Source organism: Microbacterium trichothecenolyticum (assembly GCF_000956465.1).
In the GTDB taxonomy this organism is placed as follows: Bacteria; Actinomycetota; Actinomycetes; order Actinomycetales; family Microbacteriaceae; genus Microbacterium; species Microbacterium trichothecenolyticum.
This window is the reverse complement of sequence record NZ_JYJA01000027.1, coordinates 16680-37713: the sequence shown is the minus strand read 5'-3', so window position 1 is coordinate 37713 and position 21034 is coordinate 16680. Positions and strand designations below refer to the sequence as shown.

Here is a 21034-nt window from a genome sequence, read left to right as displayed (position 1 = left end):
GATGACCGAACCTCGCAGCACCTTCCCCCACGGCACGATCCTGGGCTATCCCCGGATCGGGCGCCGCCGCGAGCTCAAGCGCGCAGTCGAGGCGTACTGGGCCGGCACCGCCGACGCCGTGACCCTGGAGCAGACGGCGGCCGCCCTGCGCCGCGCGACGCGGGAGCGCCTCGCGGCGCTCGGCCTCGGCCGCGACGACTCGTCGATCCCCGAGTCCTTCTCGTTCTACGACCAGGTGCACGACGCGGCGGTGACCGTCGGGGCGCTGCCCGAGCGGTTCGCCGCGCTGCGCGATGCCGACGGCGCCATCGGCCTCGACGCGTACTTCACCGCCGCGCGCGGGGCGGGCGACGATGCTCCCCTCGAGATGACCAAGTGGTTCGACACGAACTACCACTACCTCGTTCCCGAGATCGGCCCCGAGACGGTCTTCTCCCTCTCGAGCGACCGGTTCGCGCGGCAGGTGGCGGAGGCAAAGGCGGACGGCTTCACCGTCCGACCGGTGATCGTGGGCCCGGTGACCCTCCTCGCGCTCGCGAAGGCGACGTATTCCTCCCCCCGGGGCTTCGACCCGCTCAGCCGCCTCGACGACCTGCTGCCGGTGTACGCCGAGCTGCTGTCCGCCCTTCGCGCCGCGGGCGCCGAATGGGTGCAGCTGGACGAGCCCGCGCTGGTGAGCGAGAGCCTGCCCGCGGACCCGGCCGTGCTGGCGGACGCCGCGGCCCGCGCCTATGCCGCGCTGGGGGTTCGCGGGGACCGGCCCGCGATCCTCGTCGCGGCAGGTTATGCGCAGTTGTCGCCGGAGGCCTGGACGGCTCTCGCGGCGGCGCCGATCGAAGCCCTCGCCATCGACCTCACCCGCGGCGCGGTGCCCGAGGCCGTGCCGGGCCTGGACCGCAAGACTCTCGTGGGCGGAGTCGTCGACGGACGGAATGTCTGGCGCGGTGACCTCGACGCCGCGTGGGAGCGCCTGCAGGTGCTGAGCGCCGTGGGCGCCTCGGAGATCAGCGCGGGCACCTCGACCTCGCTCCAGCACGTGCCCCACGACGTCGCCGACGAGTCCGCGCTCGATGAGCGGCTCGCGTCGTGGCTCGCGTTCGCCGACCAGAAGGTCGCGCAAGTGGTGGCGCTCGCCACCGGTCTGGTCGACGGGCGGGAGGCCATCGCCGAGCCGCTGGCCGAGGCATCCGCCGCCCTCGCGGACCGTCGCACCGCACCCGGCGTGCGCGACGGCGCGGTGCGCGCGCGGGCCGCGGTGCTGGACTCCGGGGACTTCGAACGCGGCGACTACGACGCCCGCGTCGCGGCGCAGGATGCCGAGCTCGCGCTTCCGGTGCTGCCCACCACCACGATCGGGTCGTTCCCGCAGACCGGCGACATCCGCCGGGCGCGTGCTCGCCACGGCCGCGGCGAGCTCAGTGCCGACGAGTACCAGCGATTCCTGCGCGACGAGATCGCGCGCGTCGTCACGCTCCAGGAGGACATCGGCCTCGACGTCCTCGTGCACGGCGAGGCCGAGCGCAACGACATGGTGCAGTACTTCGCCGAGAACCTCGACGGCTTCGCAGTGACAGAGAACGGCTGGGTGCAGTCGTACGGTTCGCGCGCGACGCGGCCGTCGATCCTGTGGGGCGACGTGGCGCGACCGGCGCCCATCACCGTCGCGTGGTCGACTTTCGCCCAGTCGCTCACCGACAAGCCCATGAAGGGGATGCTCACGGGGCCGGTGACGATCCTGGCGTGGTCGTTCGTGCGCGACGATCAGCCGCTCGGCGAGACCGCGAACCAGGTGGCGCTGGCGCTGCGGGATGAGATCGCCGACCTCGAGGGCGCGGGCATCCGTGTCATCCAGGTCGACGAGCCGGCGCTGCGGGAGCTCCTCCCGCTCAAGGCGGCGGACCAGCCGGCCTACCTCGAGTGGTCGGTCGGCTCGTTCCGCCTCGCGACCGCGGGTGCCGCGCAGGCGACCCAGGTGCACACCCACCTCTGCTACTCGGAGTTCGACGTGGTCATCGACGCGATCGCGGCGCTCGACGCCGACGTGACCTCGATCGAGGCCGCCCGCAGCCGCGGCGAGGTGATCGGCGACATCCGGGCGTCGGGCTTCACGGCCGGCATCGGCCCGGGCGTCTACGACATCCACTCGCCCCGCGTGCCGTCCGTCGGCGAGATCGCCGATCTCCTCGGCCGTGCGGTCGCCGAACTCCCGCTGCGCCGCGTCTGGGTCAACCCCGACTGCGGGCTGAAGACGCGCGGGTACGACGAGACGGTCGCATCGCTGAAGAACCTCGTCGAGGCGACCGAGGCGGTGCGGGCGAGCGTGCCGGCCTAGGAGCCCTTCTTCTTCGACCCGGATGCCGCGGCCACGTCGGTCGCGGCATCCGTCGCGTCCGGGATGACCTCGGTGTCGTTCAGCGGCTCCAGGACGGCGGTCTCCGCATCGCCCGCCTCTTCGTCGACGACATCGGCTTCGGCGACATCGATCTCGAGGTCCGCGGCGGCGGCCAGAGCCTCGTCGGGGCGACGCTGCAGCAGCTCGAAGACCCACCAGACGATGAGCCACACGATCAGCACGAGGAACACCTCGCTCACGCTGAGCGGCCGAAGAAGCATGAGCCAGAGGATCGCCAGGCCTCCCAGCACGATGCGCACGAGGATCCGCTGCGCGTAGAGCCACGTCCCGAAGCGGCCGGTGTCGATGCCGCGCTTCAACGCGGCCCCCCGCAGCCCCGCATTCACCGAGGCGACACCGCTGCGTGCCGCCGTGGCACCACGCCAGCGACCGGACATCCACGCGATCACGGCGATCACGACGCCCAGCAGCGTGAGCACGATCGCCGTATCGCGCATCGCGGCGGTGATCTGCTCGTACATCGACGCGAGGGCACCTGCGGGTACGCCGAGGTTCGGCGCGCTGAGCGCAAGCACCGAACCCCCGATGCCCAGCGCGATCGCAAGGATCCCCGCACCGACGGCGATCCCGACCCCGCTGCCGAGGACGGCGGTGGAGCGCCGCCGCGCGATCAGGATGCCCGCCAGGAAGAGCACGAGCGCGATGATCGGGGTCCACCAGCCGGCGGCGACGGCGAGGTTGTAGACGGTGCCGACCACCGTGAGGGCGTCGCTCTGCGCGACGACGATGGTCTTGTCGATGACCGGGATGGACTCGGCGAAGGTGATGCCGCGATCTACGAGGCGCTTCTTGACCTCCTCGATGATCGGGCCGAGCTGGATGCCCACCTCGCCGGTGTCGCTGATCACCACGGCGCCGCCGGAGGTGCCCCCGGCGGCGACGGCCGCCAGCGACTTGTGACTGGCTCGCAGCGCCGTCTCCCACACATCGGCGAACGCGTCGGACTGCACCAGACGCGTCACCGTGGTGTCGACGAGGTTCTGCAGACCTTGGGCGGCGGGTGCCCGCAGCAGATCGAGAGCGGCGAGAGCCCGCGGCGGCAGATCGAGCTGCTGGATGCCGTCGAACAGGTCGTTCGTCAGGCCCTCGAGGTCGAGCGAGTCCTCGATCGCCGTGGTGACCTGGTCGGCCACGAGTGCCTGCACCTGCGGATCTTCGGCGAGCGGGGCGAAGGTCTCCACGAACCGGGTCTCGTCGACCAGTTCGACCCGCGCCCATGCCGCGACGATCGAGACCGGCACCAGGATCGTCGCGATGACGATGCACAGCGCCGACAGGAAGGCCCGCCAGCGGTTGCCGTGCGCCCTCTCGGAAGGAGCTGCCGGCGGCGGCGATCCGGCGCGCAGTCGGGCGTTCTCGGCCTCGAGGGCGTCGAGGCGGGCGCGGAGCGCGGCGGAATCGTCCGCGGCGGTGACGTCGGTCATTCCCCCCTTATAGCGCTTGGCCGTGATCCACCGCCACCCGCCTCACGAGTTGGTGTCGAACTGTGCCTGAACGAAGGTCTACGAGATCGGCACGGCTGCGCTCGATCAACGGATTCAGACCGCGCGCAGCACCGCGACGACCTTGCCGAGCACGGTGGCGTCGTCGCCCAGGATCGGCTCGAACGCGGAGTTGCGGGGGAGGAGCCAGGTGTGGCCGTCGCGCTGGCGGAACGTCTTCACGGTCGCCTCGCCGTCGAGCATCGCCGCGACGATGTCGCCGTTGTCGGCGGTGGCCTGCGATCGCACCACGACCCAGTCGCCGTCGCAGATCGCGGCGTCGATCATCGACTCGCCGGAGACCTTGAGCATGAAGAGGTCGCCCTTGCCGACGAGCTGGCGCGGGAGCGGGAAGATCTCCTCCACCTGCTGTTCGGCCGTGATGGGAACGCCCGCGGCGATGCGTCCGACCAACGGAACGAGCGCGGCGTCGCCGACCGACGGCGCCGCGTCGGCGGGGCTCTCGGTGGCGGTGCCGGGCAGGTCGATGAGGACCTCCATGGCGCGGGTCTTCCCGGCATCGCGCCGCAGGTAGCCGCTCAGCTCGAGCTGGTTGAGCTGGTGCGTGACGCTCGACAGCGACTTGAGGCCGACGGCATCGCCGATCTCGCGCATGCTGGGCGGGTAGCCGTGACGGGCGATCGAGCGCTGGATCACTTCGAGGATCGCGAGCTGCTTGTCGCTCAGGCTCTTGCGCCGGCGGGTCTGGGGCTTCTCTCGCCCGGCCGCGTCGCTCATCTTCCGGCTCCGTCCTGCGCTCGGCCCGAGCGCTGTTTCTTCGAATGTCGGAGGCCCGTGGTGGGGTTCTCGTATCGAAACCGTATCCGGATCGCACGCGATGAGGTGGCAACCTCCCCGCGTGTCGCGTTCGAGAGATCGACGTCGGAATCCGGTATTGACATCGTACAGACTCGAAGATAGCTTCGGAAGAGAGGTTCGCATTCCCCACTCCCGGCCGAGTGGAGAATGCGAATCTCTCCCCATCAGGAGGAGACGAGCATGACCGCGATCGACTTCACGACGACCGTCCCGTCGCCGGCCCGGGCAGCCGGCGCCGCAGCCCAGCGCGCCACGCGCGCCGTCGCCGGGCGATCCACGCGTCTGCGGTTGACGGTGCGCGGTCGTCGCGTGCTCGCCGTGCTGGCCGCCCTTCCGGCGGTGATCGCCCTGAGCGTGGCGGTGCTCGGCGGCGGCGTGGCGCTCGCGTCGCGCGACGCGGGTGCCCCCGCGGGATCGTTCACCACGGTCACGGTCGCGCCCGGCGAATCGCTGTGGACGATCGCCGAAGAGGTCGCCCCCGACCGCGACCCGCGCGACGTCGTCGACGAGCTCGTGCGGCTGAACGCGCTCGACACCGTCCTCGTCCAGGCAGGCCAGCGTCTCGCGATCCCGGCGGCGTACGGCCGCTGATCCAGCGGTGCGTCGCGCGGCGTCACGCGGCGACGACGTGCCGACGGGCGGGCCTACCATGGGATGGGTGAGTGCACGTCTCGAAGACCTCCCCATACGCGCCGATCTCCGCGGGCAGAAGCCCTACGGCGCCCCGCAGGCGCCGCTTCCGGTCGCCCTGAACGTCAACGAGAACACGCACCCGGTTCCCGCCGAGGTCGCGGACGACATCCTCGACTCGATCGCACTCGCACTGCGCGACGTCAACCGCTACCCCGACCGCGAGTTCACCGCCCTGCGCGAGGGCTTCGCCGGCTATCTGGGTCACGGTCTCACCCGCGACCAGATCTGGGCTGCGAACGGCTCGAACGAGGTACTGCAGCACATCCTGCAGGCGTTCGCAGGCCCGGGGCGCACCGCCTTCGGGTTCACGCCCACGTACTCGATGTACCCGCTGCTCACGCGCGGCACCGGCGCGGAATGGATCTCGGGCACCCGCTCGGCCGACTACACGATCGACGCCGAAGACGCGGCGTCCCAGATCGCGGACGCCTCGCCCGACGTGATCTTCCTGTGCTCGCCGAACAACCCGACGGGCACACCTCTTGGCCTGGACGTCGTCGAAGCCGTGTACGAGGCGAGCGACGGAATCGTCATCGTCGACGAGGCGTACTTCGAATTCGCCCCGCACGACGAGCGCTCGGCGCTGACGCTGCTGTCGGGGCGCGAGCGCCTCGTCGTGTCGCGCACCATGAGCAAGGCATTCGCGTTCGCCGGGGCGCGCGTGGGCTACCTGGCCGCGGATCCCGCCCTCATCGACGCGCTGCGCCTCGTGCGCCTGCCCTATCACCTCAGTGCGCTGACCCAGGCGGCGGCGTCGGCCGCGCTGCGCCACGCCCCCGTCATGCTGGGCATGGTCGACGAGATCGTCGCTCAGCGCGACCGCATCTCGGCCACGGTCGAGGCGCTCGGCTACACGCCCCACGAGTCGTGGACGAACTTCGTGCTGTTCGGGGGCGTCGCCGATCCGGCGGCCACCTGGCAGGCCCTGTACGACGAGGGTGTGCTCATCCGCGACGTCGGCATCCCGTCTCACCTGCGGGTCACCGCGGGCACCGCGGATGAGACCACCGCATTCCTCGACGCCCTCGCCTCGGTAGGATCGGCGGCATGAGCGCCGCACCACGTACCGCCTCGCTGCGCCGGGCGACGAGCGAGTCGACGGTCGAGCTCGAGCTCGATCTCGACGGCACCGGCCGCAGCCGCATCGACACCACGGTGCCGTTCTTCGACCACCTCCTGACGGCGTTCGCGAAGCACTCGCTCACCGACCTCACGGTCCGGGCGTCGGGCGACACCGACATCGACGCCCATCACACCGTGGAGGACATCTCGATCGTGCTCGGCCAGGCCATCCGCGAGGCGCTCGGCGACAAGTCGGGCATCTCGCGCTACGGCGACGCGCTCGTGCCGCTCGACGAGGCGCTCGCGCAGGCGGTGGTCGACATCAGCGGCCGCCCCTACCTGGTGCACACCGGCGAGCCCGCAGGCTTCGAGCACCACCTCATCGGCGGCCACTTCACCGGATCGCTCGTGCGGCACACCTTCGAGGCCATCGCTTTCAACGCGGCGCTGACCGTGCACGTGCGCGTGCTGTCGGGGCGTGATCCGCACCACATCGCCGAGGCGGAGTACAAGGCGTTCGCGCGGGCGTTCCGTCAGGCGAAGGCGCTCGACCCGCTCGTCGATGGCGTCCCGAGCACGAAGGGCGCCCTGTGACCGCAAGCACTCCCGCCGAGCGGGAGAAGCCGCTCGTCGCCGTCCTCGACTACGGGTCGGGCAACGTGCACTCCGCGGTCAAGGCCCTGGTCGCGGCGGGCGCCGACGCGCGTCTGACCTCCGATCGCGGCTTCATCATGGACGCGGACGGACTCTTCGTTCCCGGTGTCGGCGCATTTCGCGCGGTGGCCGAGGCGCTCCGCGCCAGCCGCGGCGACGAGCTCATCGAGCGCCGCCTCGCCGGGGGCCGTCCGGTGCTCGGCGTGTGCGTCGGCATGCAGATCTTCTTCGAGCGCGGAGTGGAGCGCGGCGTCGACACCGAGGGCATGGGGGAGTGGCCGGGCGTCGTGACCGAGCTCGACGCCCCCGTACTGCCCCACATGGGCTGGAACACCGTCGAGCCCGGTGAGGGCTCGCGCCTCTTCCGCGGCATCGAGCAGGAGCGGTTCTATTTCGTCCACTCGTTCGGCGCGCAGAAGTGGCTGCTCGACGTCCAGCCGCCGTTCCCCGAGCCCGTCCTGACGTGGTGCGAGTACGGCACGCCGTTCCTCGCCGCGGTCGAGAACGGGCCGCTGTCGGCCACGCAGTTCCACCCGGAGAAGTCCGGGGATGCCGGCATCCGTCTCCTCACGAATTGGATCGACGGCCTCGGCGGGGCTACCCTCTGAGACCGTGCCGTCTGCGGGAGCGCGTGCTTCCGCGATCCGCCCCACAGCTTCCCCACGTCTGAGTCAGGATCCATGAACGATTTCGCGTCCACACCCAAGCTCGTCCTCCTGCCCGCTGTCGATGTCGCCGACGGCAAGGCCGTCCGCCTGACGCAGGGCGAGGCCGGCACCGAGACCAGCTACGGCGACCCCGTCGACGCAGCCCTCGACTTCGCGCGGCAGGGTGCGGAGTGGATCCACCTCGTGGACCTCGACGCAGCCTTCGGTCGTGGCAGCAACGCCGGCGTGCTCCGCAAGGTCATCAAGCAGGTCCGCGGCGTGCAGGTGGAGCTCTCAGGCGGCATCCGCGACGACCGCACGCTCGAGGCCGCCCTCGAGAGCGGCGCGTCGCGCATCAACCTCGGCACCGCCGCGCTCGAGAACCCGGAGTGGGCCGCCGACGTGATCGGCCGCTACGGCGACGCGATCGCCGTGGGCCTGGACGTGCGCGGCACGACGCTCGCCGCGCGCGGCTGGACGCGTGAGGGCGGTGACCTGTGGACCGTGCTCGACCGCCTCGAGGCGGCAGGCTGCAGCCGCTACGTCGTGACCGACGTCACCAAGGACGGCACCCTCAAGGGGCCGAACCTCGACCTCCTGCGCGAGCTGACCACGCGCACCCCGAAGCCGATCGTCGCCTCGGGCGGCGTGTCGAGCCTCGACGACATCGCGGCGCTGCGCGACCTCGTCCCGCTCGGCGTCGAGGGCGCGATCGTGGGCAAGGCCCTGTATGCCGGCGCCTTCACGCTCGCCGAGGCGCTGGATGTCGCCGGACACTGACCCTCACGGACACGCGCACGGCGGCGACTCCGCCGGCGTGCCGTGGGAGGGGCGCAGCTTCCAGGCGAACCCGCACGCCTCCGACGACGGCTCCGCCGATCCGGCGCTGCTGGGCGCGCTCACCGCGTTCCGCGCGGGCACCGGCGGCCAGCGGGAGGTCGTCGACGCCTACCGTGCCGCGCGCCTGCTGATCCCGCTGGTCGCCGAGAAGGGCGACCACGGCATCGGGGCGCACGGCCTCGAGGTCGACAAGACGCAGGAGCTCTCCATCGTCACGGTGGCCGCTCCGGACGGCCGCCGCGTGCTCCCGGTGTTCACGTCGGTCGATGCCATGAGGCGATGGGATGCTGCGGCCCGGCCGGTTCCGGCCGACGGCGTCCGCACCGCCCTGTCGGCTGCGGCCGACGACACCGACCTCATCGTGGTCGACCCGGCGTCCGAGACCGAGTTCGTCATCCGGCGCCCCGCCGTGTGGGCGATCGGCCAGGGCCTGCCGTGGGAGCCGAGCTTCCTGTCGCCGGAAGTGGTGGCGGGTCTCCACGAGAGCATCGGCGGCGAGCTGTCGGTCATCGACCTGGCCGTCGAGGCCGGCGACCCCGACGCGCGGCTGCGCGGCCCCGAGCTCGTGGTGCGCCTGCACCTGATGGACGGACTCGAGAAGGCCGAGCTCGACGCGGTGCTCGCGCGCCTCGCGAAGCGCTGGGCGGCCGACGACCGCATCGCCGTCCTCGTCGACTCGCTCACCGTCAAGCTCGTCCGCGCCTGAGCCCACCCCTTGCGCACGGGCGACCGCGCGGCGGAGGATCGGCTCGGCGAAGGGGGCTCCTATGGGCGACGGCGCGGTGACGGAGCAGTATCGGCAGGCGCTCGAGGTCGCCCACAGGCACGCGGCCGGGTGGCTGGACACGCTCGCGGATCGTCCGATCCGCCCCGAGGTCGACGTCGACGGCGTGCGTGCCCGGTTGGACGGAGTCCTCCCGGAGGAGGGGAGGGATCCCGTCGCGGTGGTCGAGGAACTGGCGGCGGCATCCGCGGATGGTCTCATGGCGATGGGATCGCCGCGCTTCTACGGCTTCGTGATCGGCGGCACATACCCCGCTGCGCTCGCGGCGGACTGGCTGGTGACCGCGTGGGACCAGAACACCGGCTCCCGTCAACCCACTCCGGCGACGGCGGCCGTCGAGGAGGTCGCAGCGACCTGGCTCCTCGACCTGCTGGGGCTGCCCGCGGAGAGCGGGGTCGGCTTCGTGACGGGTGGCACGATGGCGAACTTCTCCTGCCTGGTCGCAGCGCGCGACGCGGTGCTGCGACGGGCGGGCGCGGATCCGGCGGCGGGGATCCAGGCCGGGCCCGCCCTCCGATTCCTCGCCGGCGACGCGGTGCACACGTCGATGGTGCTCGCCGGCCGCCTCGCGGGGCTCGGGGCCCCGAGGACCGTCGGCGCGGACGATCAGGGACGCATCGACGTCGCGGGCCTCGAGCGGGCGCTCGGCGCGGCGACAGGACCGGCGATCGTCGCGCTGCAGGCCGGCGACGTGCACTCCGGCGCGTTCGACGACTTCGCCGCTGCCGTCGCCGTCGCGCACCGCGCAGGCGCGTGGGTGCACGTCGACGGCGCCTTCGGACTGTGGGCTGCGGCGAGTCCCCGGCTGCAGCATCTCGTGCGCGGGATGGCCGACGCCGACTCGTGGGCGACCGACGCGCACAAGACCCTCAATGTGCCCTACGACTGCGGTGTCGCGATCGTGCGCGACGAGCCGGCGATGACGGCGGCTCTGGGGGCGCACGCGGCGTATCTGCCGAGCGTGGAGAGCATCTCCGATCCGTACGATCGCACGCCGGAGCTGTCACGCCGTGCGCGGGGGGTCCCCGTCTGGGCGGCTCTGCGCTCGCTCGGCCGTCAGGGGGTCGCCCGTCTGGTCGACGGGCTGACGGATGCCGCCACCGCCCTCGCCGCCGGCTTCGCCGGGATCCCCGGGCTCGAGGTGCTGAACGACGTGCCGTTCACCCAGGTCTGCCTCGCAGCCCCCGATGACGGGGCGACCGCGGCGCTGGGGGACTGGCTGCGAGCCGAGGGGACGGTCTGGGCCTCGTCGTCCACGTGGCGCGGCCGCACGGTGGTGCGCTTCGCGGTGAGCAATCACGGGACGGATGCGGAAGCCGTCCGGCGAACGGTCGACGTCGTGGCCCGAGGCGCGGCCGCGCTCGGCATCGGAGAGCGATGAGCGGGCGTCGCGGAAGTCAGCGCGACCGGATCACGTGACCGGGCCGGTCCACTTCTCGCCAGGGCCCTTGCCGATCGGGTCGGGGATGACCGAGGCCTCGCGGAACGCGAGCTGCACCGAGCGCAGGCCGTCGCGGAGCGACCGAGCGTGCATGTCGCTGATCTCGGGCGCGCCGGCGGTGATGAGCCCCGCCAGAGCGTTGATGAGCTTGCGGGCCTCGTCGAGGTCGGTCTGCGTCTCGGGGTCGTCCGCCAGTCCCACCTTCACGGCGGCGGCGCTCATCAGGTGCACAGCGGCCGTCGTGATGACCTCGACGGCCGGCACATCGGCGATGTCGCGCGAGGCGGAGGCGGCCGCCCGCTCCTGCTCCTCCCAGCGCGCCTGGCGCTCAGCATCCACTGCCGTCGCGCTCGTCGGATCGCCGTCCTGGTCTCGAATCGTGTCCACGCCGTTCTCTCTGATAGACTGCTGCGGTCTCCGGTGCGTTCTGTACCGGATCGGAAAGTGGATCACATCCCACCCGCGCTTGCCGTTCCAGGCTACCGGGTCATGCACTCCGCCCCGACCGTTCCGCGGCCGGGGTAGCCGTCAGGGCGACCGGGCGGGAACTCCGTCACCGGAGAGGGTGCAGGAAGTCGGCGCTCGAAGCGTCTGACGGGTGGAGTGGATCTTCCTCCGCCCGCGATACGACTGCGTGTCGCGGTGGTCCAGCCCATATACCCAAGGAGTTCCGCATCAGCGATCCCCGCACCAACGACCGCATCCGCGTCCCCGAGGTCCGCCTCGTCGGACCCGCGGGTGAGCAGGTCGGCGTCGTCCGCATCGAGGTGGCGCTGCGCCTGGCCCAGGAGGCCGACCTCGATCTCGTCGAGGTGGCCCCGAACTCGAAGCCGCCCGTGGTCAAGATCATGGACTACGGCAAGTTCAAGTACGAGGCTGCGCAGAAGGCCAAGGAAGCGCGTCGCAATCAGGCGAACACCGTCCTCAAGGAGGTCCGGTTCCGTCTGAAGATCGAGGCCCACGACTACATCACCAAGCTCAAGCGCGCCGAGGGCTTCCTCCAGTCCGGCGACAAGGTCAAGGCGATGATCCTGTTCCGCGGTCGTGAGCAGTCGCGTCCTGAGCAGGGCGTGCGTCTGCTCCGCAAGTTCGCGGAGGACGTGGCCGAGTTCGGCACGGTCGAATCGAACCCCACGATCGACGGCCGCAACATGGTGATGGTCGTCGCACCGCACAAGAACAAGTCCGAGGTGAAGACCGAGCAGAACGCTCAGCGCGCCGCGAACAAGGAAGCTGCCCGCTCCGCCCGCAGCGGCGGTGCGACGCAGGCCGGCGCTCCGGCCGAGGCCCCTGAGGCCGACGCCCCGGCCGCCGCCCCCGAGGCAGCCCCGGCCGAGTAAGGCCCCACAGACTCCCGCACCGCGGGATACCGACTCCCGCCTGGGCGGGAAGTGAAACGAAGGAAGAAGAGATGCCGAAGCAGAAGACCCACTCGGGCGCCAAGAAGCGCTTCAAGGTCACCGGCAGCGGGAAGCTCATGAAGCAGCAGGCGAACCTTCGCCACAACTTCGAGGGCAAGCCCAGCCGCCGTACCCGCCGCCTGTCGCAGGAGCAGGTCCTCGCCCCGGGCGACGCCAAGGTCGCGAAGAAGCTCCTCGGCCGCTGACGCGCGCCGACGCAAGTTAGGAACATCAAGAAATGGCTAGAGTCAAGCGGGCCGTCAACGCCCACAAGAAGCGTCGCGTCATCCTCGAGCGCGCCTCGGGTTACCGTGGCCAGCGTTCGCGCCTGTACCGCAAGGCGAAGGAGCAGGTCACCCACTCGCTCGTCTACGCGTACCGCGACCGTCGCAAGCGCAAGGGCGACTTCCGCCGCCTGTGGATCCAGCGCATCAACGCCGCCGCGCGTCAGAACGGCATCACGTACAACCGCTTCATCCAGGGTCTCGGCCTCGCGGGTGTGCAGGTGGACCGCCGCATGCTCGCCGAGCTCGCGGTGAACGAGCCGAAGACGTTCGCGTCGCTCGTCCAGACCGCCAAGAAGGCGCTGCCCGAGAACGTCAACGCTCCCAAGAGCGCCTGACCACGGCATCCGTTGTCTCGAAAGGGGCGTCCTCCTCGCGGAGGGCGCCCCTTTTCGCATGCCCTGCGGCGAGAATCGCATGCCGGAGACGCATCCCCACGCCCTCTCCAGACGCCGCTGGCGCGTCGTCCGGAGCCTCTGGGCGCGTGGGCCCAGGCGCGACTCTAGACTGAGAGCCGTGCTCGAGAACCCTCGCTCTCCGCGTGTCCGCGCCGTCGCGAAGCTGACGAAGCGCAGCGCCCGTCAGGAGACCGGCCTGTTCCTGCTGGAGGGTCCGCAGGCCGCCCGCGAGGCGCTGGCGTACCGACCCGACACCCTCGTGGAGATCTTCGCCACGCCCACCGCGCTCGAGAAGCACACCGACGTGCGCGACGCCGCGCAGGACGCCGGACTCGAGATCGTCTACACCACCGAGGCGGTGCTCGACGCGATGGCCGACACCGTGACGCCGCAGGGCATCGTCGCGGTCGCACGTCAGTCGCCGACGTCCCTGCGCGACGTCTTCGCCTCCTCTCCACGTCTCGTCGCGATCTGCGAAGAGGTGCGCGACCCCGGCAACCTCGGCACGATCATCCGTGCGGCCGACGCGGCCGGTGCGGACGCCGTCGTGCTCACCGGACGCACCGTCGACCCGTACAACCCCAAGGTCGTTCGTGCGACGACCGGGTCCCTCTTCCACGTGCCGGTCGCGGTCGGGGTCGATCTCGCGACCGCCGTCGCAAAGGCGCACGAGGCAGGCGTCCGCGTGATCGCCGCCGATGTCGGGGGAGGGGACTTCCTCGCGTCGCGCGACGTGCTCGCGGAGCCGACGGCATGGCTCTTCGGCAACGAGGCGCGCGGACTCGAGGACGACGCTCTTGCGCTCGCCGACCTCTCGCTGCGGCTGCCGATCTACGGCGCGGCCGAATCGCTGAACCTGGCCACCGCGGCCAGCGTCTGCCTGTACGAGACCGCCTTCGCGCAGCGCGCGGCACGCTGAGGCGTCCTGTTACAACACGGTTAAGACGCGGGCAAGGCCCTGGCATCGTGTCGGAGCGCGGCTCTATGGTGTGGCTATGACGCCCGATGACAGTGCGCAGGCGCAACCGCCGGCCGCGCAGGCGAATCCGACGAGCAACATCTCGGTCCGCCGCGGTGACCCCCTCGTCCAGATCTCGAACGTTCAGAAGCACTACGGCGATTTCCAGGCGCTGAAAGACATCGACCTCACCGTCAACCGCGGTGAGGTCGTCGTCGTGATCGGTCCGTCAGGCTCCGGCAAGTCGACGCTGTGCCGCACGATCAACCGACTCGAGACCATCACGAGCGGCACGATCAGCATCGATGGCAAGGAACTCCCGAAGGAGGGGAAGTCCCTCGCGGAGCTGCGTGCCGACGTCGGGATGGTCTTCCAGTCCTTCAACCTGTTCTCGCACCTGACGATCCTCGAGAACGTCACCCTGGGGCCCATCAAGGTCAAGAAGATGAAGAAGGCGGAAGCCGAGGCCGTGGCCAAGCAGCTGCTGGACCGGGTAGGGGTGGGGCACCAGGCATCCAAGCTCCCCGCCCAGCTGTCGGGCGGTCAGCAGCAGCGCGTCGCCATCGCGCGCGCCCTGGCGATGCAGCCCAAGGTGATGCTGTTCGACGAGCCGACCAGTGCGCTCGACCCGGAGATGATCAACGAGGTGCTGGACGTCATGGTCGGCCTCGCCCAGGACGGCATGACGATGATCGTCGTCACGCATGAGATGGGCTTCGCCCGCAAGGCCGCGGATCGCGTCGTCTTCATGGCAGACGGTCAGATCGTCGAGGAGTCGACCCCGGAGGAGTTCTTCACGAATCCGCAGAGCTCGCGCGCGAAGGACTTCCTCTCGAAGCTGCTCACGCACTGACCCTCGCTGCAGCCGTCGAAAGGACGACACGAGCACACATCTCAGACTTCGAACCGCACGAACCCGACGTCGGAACATACGGAACCCGTGGAAACACATGCAACAGGAGGAACACATGCGCAAGACGAAGTTGATCGCGGGCGTCGGCCTCGCCGCCGCCGCCCTTCTCGCCCTCACCGCGTGCAACAGCGGCACGCCGGGGGCGGCCCCGTCGGAATCAGCGGCAGGCGGTGGCGAGGAGACCTCGTCGACGCCCTGGACCGTGGCCACCGACGTCACGATCGAGGGAAGCCCGACCTTCGACGCGATGACCGAGCGCGGCAGCGTCAAGGTCGGCGTCAAGGAGGACCAGCCCGGTCTCGGCTACCTCGACCCCACCACTGGTGAGCGGACCGGTTTCGACATCGACATCGCGCGCTGGATCGCGGCATCGCTCGGGTTCGACGAGGACCAGATCGAGTTCCAGGCGATCCCGTCGGCGAACCGGGAGCAGGCGATCGTGAACGGCGACATCGACTACTACGTCGGCACGTACTCGATCACCGACAAGCGCAAGGAGCAGATCTCCTTCGCCGGTCCGTACTTCGTGACCGGCCAGGGCCTGCTGGTCGCCGCCGACAACGACACCATCGACGGGCCCGAATCACTCACGTCCGACATGGTGGTCTGCTCCGCGACCGGCTCCACCTCGATCCAGCGGATCAAGGACATGGGCACGGCGCAGACGAAGGAGTACGACACCTACTCCGCTTGCGTCGAGGACCTGAAGAACGGGCAGGTCGACGCGGTGACCACCGACGAGGCGATCCTCATCGGCTACGCCGCACAGGATCCTGACAACCTCAAGGTGGTCGGTGACGTCTTCAGCGAGGAGCGCTACGGCGTGGGTCTCGCCAAGGGCGACACGGCGCTGCAGGAGTACATCAACACGATGTTCACCGACGGCGGCGACATCTGGCAGCAGATCTTCGACAACAACCTCGGCGCTTCGGGCGTCGAGGGTGAGCAGCCGGAGGTCGACCCGGTCAGCTGACCCGATCCGTGGCGGCGCCGTCCCGGCGCCGCCACGGCAGGTCGGTTGCCGCGGCGGTGTGGACGAGGAAGGCGGTGCGATGGGAGTCATCACAGACAACGGCGACCTGTGGAGCGAGGCGATCGTCGGCACATTGGTGCTGTTCTTCGGCGGCGGGCTGATCGCGCTCGTGCTCGGGTTCATCGTTGGAGCCATGCGCGTGTCGCCGGTGCCGATCGCGCGCGCCGTCGGCGGGGTTTACGTGAACTGGATCCGCAACACCCCGCTCACGCTCGTGATGTTCTTCTTCGCGTTCTGCCTGCCGATCATGCTGCAGCAGCGCGTGTCGCCGATCGTGCTGGCGACAGCCGCCCTCGGCATCTACACGGCGACCTACGTCGCCGAGACGATCCGCTCGGGCGTCAACACCGTTCCGGTGGGGCAGGCCGAGGCCGCCCGCGCTCTCGGCCTCACGTTCGGACAGGTGATGTCGCTCATCGTGCTTCCGCAGGCGACCCGGTCGGTCATCCCGCCGATGATGAGCGTGTTCATCGCCCTGCTCAAGAACACGACGGTCGCCGCGGGCTTCTCCGTCGTCAATCTCGGCACCGTACGTTCCAATCTCAGCGAGCGCGGCGAGAACCAGCTCGTCGTGCTGCTGTGGGTGATGGTGATCTTCGTCGTCCTGGTGCTCCTGCTCGCCTGGCTCCAACGCATCCTCGAGCGAAAGTGGAGGATCGCCCGATGAGCAGCTCCGTCCTCTACGACCTCCCCGGTCCGCGGGCGGTCGTCCGCAACCGCATCATCGGCGCGGTGACCATCCTCGTCGTGCTGGGCTTCATCGGCTGGGTGCTCTGGCGCTTCTACGAGACCGGCCAGTTCAGTGCCGAGAAGTGGGAGCTCTTCACCTACTCCTCGATCTGGATGCTGTTCCTCGAGGCGACGTGGAACACGCTGTCGGCGTTCGCCGTGGCGGCGGTCGGCGCCATCGCGCTCGGCTTCGTCCTGGCGCTCGGCCGCATGTCCGATCATGCGTGGCTGAGGATTCCCGTGGGCTGGATCGTCGAGATCCTGCGGGCCATCCCCGTGCTGATCTTCATGATGCTGCTGTACTACGGCCTCCCCGTGATCGGCGTCAAGATGTCGCCGTACTGGGCGGTCGTCATCGCCCTGATCGCGTACAACGGCTCCGTGCTCGCCGAAGTGATCCGCGCCGGCGTCGAGTCGCTGCCCCGCGGGCAGAGCGAGGCCGGCTATGCGATCGGGCTGCGCAAGTCGGGAGTGATGCGGCTCGTGCTGCTCCCGCAGGCGGTCCGCGCGATGCTGCCGGTCATCATCTCGCAGCTCGTCGTCACCCTGAAGGACACCGCGCTCGGCTTCATCATCACGTTCCATGAGCTGCTCTACCTCGTGAAGCTGCTCGGCTCGCAGGCGCTGTACAACTCGCCGCTCATCCCATCGGCCATCATCGGCGGCTCCATCTACGTGGCGCTGTGCCTGGCCCTGTCATACGTGGCCTACCTCGTCGAGAAGCGCACGCGCCGCTCGCCGCGCGTGCCGCAAGTCGCCGCCGCCAACGCTCCGGCGGGCACCGACACGGAGCTCATCGTTGCACAGCGCGTCAATGACGGATCCGACTACCGCACCGGCGGAGGCGCCTGAACGCGGGCCGGTCCTGCCCCGAGCCGTCGGTAGACTCGTGTCTCGTGTCCGACGCTCCCGAAACCACCGAGATCACGCCTGAGGCGGTGAACTCCGCCGTCGACGCCGCCCTCGAGGCCATCGCGGCCGCGGGCGACACCGCGACGCTGAAGGCCGCGCGCTCCGCGCACTCCGCGGAGGGCTCGCCGCTGGCGAAGCTCAACGCGCGGCTGCGCGACGTGCCGAACGACAAGAAGGCCGAGTTCGGCAAGCTCGTCGGTCAGGCCCGCGGCCGGGTGAATCAGGCGTTCGCCGCGCGCGAGGAGGAGCTCGCCGCGGCCGAGACCGTCGCGAGGCTCGAGGCGGAGCGCGTCGACATCACGGCGCTCGCGGCTCGCGCGCGCGTGGGGGCGCGGCATCCGATCTCCCTCCTGCAGGAGCAGATCGCCGACATCTTCGTCGGCATGGGCTGGGAGATCGCGGAGGGTCCCGAGCTCGAGCACGAGTGGTTCAACTTCGACGCGCTCAACTTCGACGTCGACCACCCCGCGCGCCAGATGCAGGACACGTTCTTCGTCGATCCGGTGGAGCGCCACCTCGTCATGCGCACGCACACGAGCCCCGTCCAGGTGCGCTCGATGCTCGAGCGCGACCTGCCGCTTTACGTCCTGTGCCCCGGGCGCGTGTACCGCACCGACGAATTCGACGCGACGCACCTGCCCGTCTTCACCCAGTTCGAGGGCATCGTCGTCGACAAGGGCATCACGATGGCGCACCTCAAGGGCACGCTCGACCACGCCGCCAAGGTGCTGTTCGGGGCCGAGGCGAAGACGCGCTTCCGTGCGAACTTCTTCCCCTTCACCGAGCCGTCCGCCGAGCTCGACCTGTGGCACCCCACGTTCAAGGGCGGCGCCCGCTGGATCGAGTGGGGCGGCTGCGGCATGATCAACCCGAACGTGCTGCGCGCGGCCGGGATCGACCCTGAGGAGTACTCCGGCTTCGCGTTCGGCATGGGGATCGAGCGGACGCTCATGTTCCGCAGCGACGTCCAGGACATGCGCGACATGGCCGAGGGTGACGTCCGCTTCAGCGAGCAGTTCGGAATGGTGGTCTGATGCGCGTCCCGCTCTCATGGCTTCGTGAGTATGTCGACGTCCCGGCGGATGCCGCGCCCGAGGACGTCCTCGCGGCGCTCGTGCGCGTCGGGTTCGAAGAGGAGGATGTCCACCGCTTCGAGCTGCAGGGTCCGATCGTCGTCGGCGAGGTCCTCGAATTCGTCGAGGAGCCGCAGTCCAACGGCAAGACGATCCGCTGGTGCCAGGTGCGCGTCGCGCCCGACGGCGAGACCGCCGCGGACGGCGGCGACGCGGTGCACGGCATCGTGTGCGGCGCCCGCAACTTCTTCGTCGGCGACAAGGTCGTGGTGACCCTTCCCGGCGCGGTGCTGCCCGGCCCGTTCCCGATCGCCGCGCGCAAGACGTACGGCCACGTGTCGGACGGCATGATCGCCTCGGCCCGCGAACTGGGGCTCGGCGACGAGCACAACGGCATCCTCCGGCTCGTCGAACTCGGCATCGACGCGCCCGTCGGCACCGACGCGATCTCCCTGCTGGGACTCGACGACGTCGCGGTCGAGATCAACGTCACGCCCGACCGCGGCTATGCGCTGTCCATCCGCGGTGTCGCGCGAGAGTACTCGCACTCCACCGGCGCCGCGTTCCGCGACCCGGCAGAGCGCACGTGGGAAGACGTCGCGCCCGGTGCGGGCTTCCCCGTGAGCGCCGAGGACCTCGCCCCCATCCGCGGCCGCGCGGGAGTCACCGAGTTCGTGGCGCGGGTCGTGCGCGACGTGGACCCCACGAAGCCCACCCCCGCCTGGATGATCTCGCGGCTGTCCCTCGCGGGCGTCCGCTCGCTCGGCATCCTCATCGACATCACCAACTACGTGATGCTCGAGCTCGGCCAGCCGATCCACGGCTACGACCTCGACAAGCTGCAGGGCGGCATCACCGTGCGCCGGGCGACGCCGGGCGAGAAGCTCGAGACGCTCGACGGCAAGGTCCGCACCCTCGACCCGGAAGACCTGCTCATCACGGACGACTCTGGCCCGATCGGCCTCGCCGGCGTCATGGGCGGCGGCACGACCGAGATGGGCGAGGCGACCCGCAACGTGCTCATCGAGGCCGCGACGTTCGACACCGTGTCGATCGCGCGCACCGCTCGCCGGCACAAGCTGCCGAGCGAGGCTTCCCGCCGCTTCGAGCGCGGCGTCGACCCGCTCGTGCCCTTCGTCGCCGCCCGTCGCGTAGCCGACCTCATGGTCGAGTACGCCGGCGGCACCAGCGACGACGAGTACGGCGCCGCGCTGTTCGCCGAGGTGTTCATCCCCGGCATCGAGCTTCCGCCGACTTTCGTTCAGCGCCTCATCGGCGTCGACTACACGCCGGGCCAGATCGAGGCCGCGCTGCGGCTCATCGGCTGCGACGTCGTCGGCGCCGAGGGCAGCGAGGGATGGCAGGTCATCCCGCCGTCGTGGCGCCCGGACCTCACCGACAAGTGGACGCTCGCCGAGGAGGTCGCCCGCATCGAGGGCTACGACCGCATCCCGTCGGTGCTGCCGCTGCCGCCCTCGGGCCGTGGCCTCACCGCCGCGCAGCAGGGCCGTCGTCGTGTGGCGAACGCGCTCGCCGCTGCGGGCTTCGTCGAGACGCCGTCGTTCGGGTTCACCAGCGAGGAGCAGAACGATCTCCACGGCTCTGCGTCGGGGGAGCAGCTCCCGAGCGTCAAGCTGGCGAACCCGCTCGACGGGCAGGCCCCGTTCCTGCGCCGTTCGCTCGTGCCGGGCCTTCTGCAGGTCGCGCACCGCAATGTATCGCGCGGCTTCACCGACCTGTCGCTCTTCGAGACCGGCGTCGTCTTCCTCCCGAAGGTCGGCGTGCGGTACGGAACGTCGTTCGTGCCGCCGCTGGCGGTGCGACCGGATGCCGCGACCCTTGCCGAGCTCGACGCCTCGATCCCGCCGCAGCACCGCCACGTCGCCGTGCTGCTCACGGGCAGCCTGGTCGCGAAGCAGCCCGGCGTCGCGCCGGTGACGGCCGACCTCGCCGACGCCCTCGATGCGGTGCGAACGATCGCGGCAGCCGCGGGCGTCACGATCGATGTCGCCCAGGGTCAGCGCGCCGCGCTGCACCCGGGCCGCACCGGCGTGCTGTCCGTTGACGGCACCGAGGTCGGCTACGTCGGCGAGCTGCTGCCGGCGGTGGCCGAGGCGTCCGATCTTCCGGGTCGCGTCATCGTGGCGGAGCTCGATCTCGATCTCGTGCTCTCGCTTGCGGGGGACAAGGTCGTCGCGGCTTCGCTGTCGGGGTTCCCGGCAGCGACGCAGGACGTGTCGCTGGTGCTCGGCGCCGACGTCCCGGCCGCCGAGGTGCGCGGTGCGCTCGTCTCCGGCGCCGGCGAACTCCTCGAGTCGGTGCGCCTGGTCGATGACTATCGCGGACAGGGCGTGCCCGAGGGTGAGAAGAGCTTGACGTTCGCGCTCCGATTCCGCGCCACCGACCGCACGCTCACGGCCGCCGAGGCGACCGAGGCGAAGCTTGCGGGGGTGGCCGTCGCGACCGAGCGTTTCGGGGCGACGCTGCGCGAGTAGCATCC

At 70.4% G+C, this 21034-nt stretch carries 21 protein-coding genes; 18 read left to right on the top strand and 3 right to left on the bottom strand.

Annotation, left to right across the window (positions count from 1 at the left end):
• The first annotated feature begins 1 nt into the window (after position 1).
• Positions 2–2332 carry a 5-methyltetrahydropteroyltriglutamate--homocysteine S-methyltransferase gene (gene metE / locus RS82_RS04565; protein ID WP_045297257.1) on the top strand — a complete coding sequence of 777 codons (2331 nt, stop codon included), beginning with the start codon at positions 2–4 and terminating at the stop codon, positions 2330–2332.
• On the opposite strand, the gene RS82_RS04560 is transcribed toward metE, so the two are convergent.
• Positions 2329–3837 (bottom strand): hypothetical protein, encoded by a 1509-nt coding sequence (locus RS82_RS04560; RefSeq protein WP_052676694.1) that lies wholly within the window; start codon positions 3835–3837, stop codon positions 2329–2331. The genes metE and RS82_RS04560 overlap by 4 nt on opposite strands.
• 114 nt (positions 3838–3951) lie before the next feature.
• On the bottom strand, positions 3952–4632 hold the full coding sequence (lexA, locus tag RS82_RS04555) for a transcriptional repressor LexA (RefSeq protein WP_045297256.1): 681 nt from the start codon (positions 4630–4632) through the stop codon (positions 3952–3954).
• 261 nt (positions 4633–4893) lie between these two features.
• Between lexA and RS82_RS04550 the strand changes: the two genes are divergently transcribed.
• The 7 genes from RS82_RS04550 (at position 4894) to RS82_RS04520 (ending at position 10774) form a co-directional block, all read left to right on the top strand.
• Positions 4894–5304 (top strand): LysM peptidoglycan-binding domain-containing protein, encoded by a 411-nt coding sequence (locus RS82_RS04550; RefSeq protein ID WP_084695457.1) that lies wholly within the window; start codon positions 4894–4896, stop codon positions 5302–5304.
• A gap of 67 nt (positions 5305–5371) precedes the next feature.
• Positions 5372–6457 (top strand): histidinol-phosphate transaminase, encoded by a 1086-nt coding sequence (locus RS82_RS04545; protein WP_045297372.1) that lies wholly within the window; start codon positions 5372–5374, stop codon positions 6455–6457.
• Positions 6454–7062: an imidazoleglycerol-phosphate dehydratase HisB gene (gene hisB, locus RS82_RS04540; RefSeq protein WP_045297255.1), complete on the top strand. Its 609-nt coding sequence runs from the start codon at positions 6454–6456 to the stop codon at positions 7060–7062. The genes RS82_RS04545 and hisB overlap by 4 nt, the downstream gene beginning before the upstream one ends.
• Positions 7059–7730: an imidazole glycerol phosphate synthase subunit HisH gene (gene hisH / locus RS82_RS04535; RefSeq protein ID WP_045297253.1), complete on the top strand. Its 672-nt coding sequence runs from the start codon at positions 7059–7061 to the stop codon at positions 7728–7730. The genes hisB and hisH overlap by 4 nt, the downstream gene beginning before the upstream one ends.
• A 72-nt stretch (positions 7731–7802) precedes the next feature.
• Positions 7803–8549 (top strand): bifunctional 1-(5-phosphoribosyl)-5-((5-phosphoribosylamino)methylideneamino)imidazole-4-carboxamide isomerase/phosphoribosylanthranilate isomerase PriA, encoded by a 747-nt coding sequence (gene priA, locus RS82_RS04530; RefSeq protein ID WP_045297251.1) that lies wholly within the window; start codon positions 7803–7805, stop codon positions 8547–8549.
• Positions 8533–9315 carry an SseB family protein gene (locus RS82_RS04525; protein ID WP_045297249.1) on the top strand — a complete coding sequence of 261 codons (783 nt, stop codon included), beginning with the start codon at positions 8533–8535 and terminating at the stop codon, positions 9313–9315. The genes priA and RS82_RS04525 overlap by 17 nt, the downstream gene beginning before the upstream one ends.
• A gap of 61 nt (positions 9316–9376) precedes the next feature.
• The gene (locus tag RS82_RS04520; RefSeq protein ID WP_045297247.1) at positions 9377–10774 is read left to right on the top strand and encodes a pyridoxal phosphate-dependent decarboxylase family protein; all 1398 of its coding nucleotides are present in this window, start codon (positions 9377–9379) and stop codon (positions 10772–10774) included.
• A 30-nt stretch (positions 10775–10804) separates the two neighbouring features.
• Here RS82_RS04520 and RS82_RS04515 read toward each other — a convergent pair whose 3' ends face one another.
• On the bottom strand, positions 10805–11221 hold the full coding sequence (locus RS82_RS04515; protein ID WP_396653168.1) for a DUF1844 domain-containing protein: 417 nt from the start codon (positions 11219–11221) through the stop codon (positions 10805–10807).
• Positions 11222–11508: 287 nt separating this feature from the next.
• Between RS82_RS04515 and infC the strand changes: the two genes are divergently transcribed.
• From infC to pheT, 10 genes are all read left to right on the top strand, one after another.
• A complete protein-coding gene (gene infC / locus RS82_RS04510) occupies positions 11509–12174 on the top strand; it encodes a translation initiation factor IF-3 (RefSeq protein WP_084695456.1) in 666 nt (221 codons plus the stop codon).
• Between the two features lie 71 nt (positions 12175–12245).
• On the top strand, positions 12246–12440 hold the full coding sequence (rpmI, locus tag RS82_RS04505) for a 50S ribosomal protein L35 (RefSeq protein WP_045297246.1): 195 nt from the start codon (positions 12246–12248) through the stop codon (positions 12438–12440).
• A 32-nt stretch (positions 12441–12472) separates the two neighbouring features.
• On the top strand, positions 12473–12856 hold the full coding sequence (gene rplT, locus RS82_RS04500; protein ID WP_045297244.1) for a 50S ribosomal protein L20: 384 nt from the start codon (positions 12473–12475) through the stop codon (positions 12854–12856).
• A gap of 178 nt (positions 12857–13034) precedes the next feature.
• The gene (locus tag RS82_RS04495) at positions 13035–13835 is read left to right on the top strand and encodes a TrmH family RNA methyltransferase (RefSeq protein WP_045297243.1); all 801 of its coding nucleotides are present in this window, start codon (positions 13035–13037) and stop codon (positions 13833–13835) included.
• Positions 13836–13911: 76 nt separating this feature from the next.
• Entirely contained in the window at positions 13912–14727 is an 816-nt protein-coding gene (locus RS82_RS04490; RefSeq protein ID WP_245619512.1) for an amino acid ABC transporter ATP-binding protein, read from the top strand.
• A gap of 115 nt (positions 14728–14842) precedes the next feature.
• Complete coding sequence (locus RS82_RS04485; protein WP_045297242.1) at positions 14843–15760, top strand: glutamate ABC transporter substrate-binding protein; 918 nt, start codon at positions 14843–14845, stop codon at positions 15758–15760.
• Between the two features lie 79 nt (positions 15761–15839).
• Positions 15840–16487 (top strand): amino acid ABC transporter permease, encoded by a 648-nt coding sequence (locus RS82_RS04480; RefSeq protein ID WP_045297241.1) that lies wholly within the window; start codon positions 15840–15842, stop codon positions 16485–16487.
• Positions 16484–17401, top strand: coding sequence for an amino acid ABC transporter permease (locus RS82_RS04475; RefSeq protein WP_045297240.1), 918 nt, complete (start codon positions 16484–16486; stop codon positions 17399–17401). The genes RS82_RS04480 and RS82_RS04475 overlap by 4 nt, the downstream gene beginning before the upstream one ends.
• A 44-nt stretch (positions 17402–17445) precedes the next feature.
• A complete protein-coding gene (gene pheS, locus RS82_RS04470; RefSeq protein ID WP_045297236.1) occupies positions 17446–18495 on the top strand; it encodes a phenylalanine--tRNA ligase subunit alpha in 1050 nt (349 codons plus the stop codon).
• Positions 18495–21029 (top strand): phenylalanine--tRNA ligase subunit beta, encoded by a 2535-nt coding sequence (gene pheT / locus RS82_RS04465; protein ID WP_045297234.1) that lies wholly within the window; start codon positions 18495–18497, stop codon positions 21027–21029. The genes pheS and pheT overlap by 1 nt, the downstream gene beginning before the upstream one ends.
• Positions 21030–21034: the final 5 nt, after the last annotated feature.

Excerpts from the sequence above, each read along its gene's own strand:
- pheT (WP_045297234.1), top strand. The coding sequence starts at position 18,495 with ATGCGCGTCCCGCTCTCATGGCTTCGTGAGTATGTCGACGTCCCGGCG.
- RS82_RS04485 (WP_045297242.1), top strand. The coding sequence starts at position 14,843 with ATGCGCAAGACGAAGTTGATCGCGGGCGTCGGCCTCGCCGCCGCCGCC.
- RS82_RS04520 (WP_045297247.1), top strand. The coding sequence starts at position 9,377 with ATGGGCGACGGCGCGGTGACGGAGCAGTATCGGCAGGCGCTCGAGGTC.
- RS82_RS04525 (WP_045297249.1), top strand. The coding sequence starts at position 8,533 with ATGTCGCCGGACACTGACCCTCACGGACACGCGCACGGCGGCGACTCC.
- metE (WP_045297257.1), top strand. The coding sequence starts at position 2 with ATGACCGAACCTCGCAGCACCTTCCCCCACGGCACGATCCTGGGCTAT.
- RS82_RS04475 (WP_045297240.1), top strand. The coding sequence starts at position 16,484 with ATGAGCAGCTCCGTCCTCTACGACCTCCCCGGTCCGCGGGCGGTCGTC.
- hisB (WP_045297255.1), top strand. The coding sequence starts at position 6,454 with ATGAGCGCCGCACCACGTACCGCCTCGCTGCGCCGGGCGACGAGCGAG.
- lexA (WP_045297256.1), bottom strand. The coding sequence starts at position 4,632 with ATGAGCGACGCGGCCGGGCGAGAGAAGCCCCAGACCCGCCGGCGCAAG.
- RS82_RS04490 (WP_245619512.1), top strand. The coding sequence starts at position 13,912 with ATGACGCCCGATGACAGTGCGCAGGCGCAACCGCCGGCCGCGCAGGCG.
- RS82_RS04480 (WP_045297241.1), top strand. The coding sequence starts at position 15,840 with ATGGGAGTCATCACAGACAACGGCGACCTGTGGAGCGAGGCGATCGTC.
- RS82_RS04550 (WP_084695457.1), top strand. The coding sequence starts at position 4,894 with ATGACCGCGATCGACTTCACGACGACCGTCCCGTCGCCGGCCCGGGCA.
- rplT (WP_045297244.1), top strand. The coding sequence starts at position 12,473 with ATGGCTAGAGTCAAGCGGGCCGTCAACGCCCACAAGAAGCGTCGCGTC.
- priA (WP_045297251.1), top strand. The coding sequence starts at position 7,803 with ATGAACGATTTCGCGTCCACACCCAAGCTCGTCCTCCTGCCCGCTGTC.
- rpmI (WP_045297246.1), top strand. The coding sequence starts at position 12,246 with ATGCCGAAGCAGAAGACCCACTCGGGCGCCAAGAAGCGCTTCAAGGTC.
- RS82_RS04560 (WP_052676694.1), bottom strand. The coding sequence starts at position 3,837 with ATGACCGACGTCACCGCCGCGGACGATTCCGCCGCGCTCCGCGCCCGC.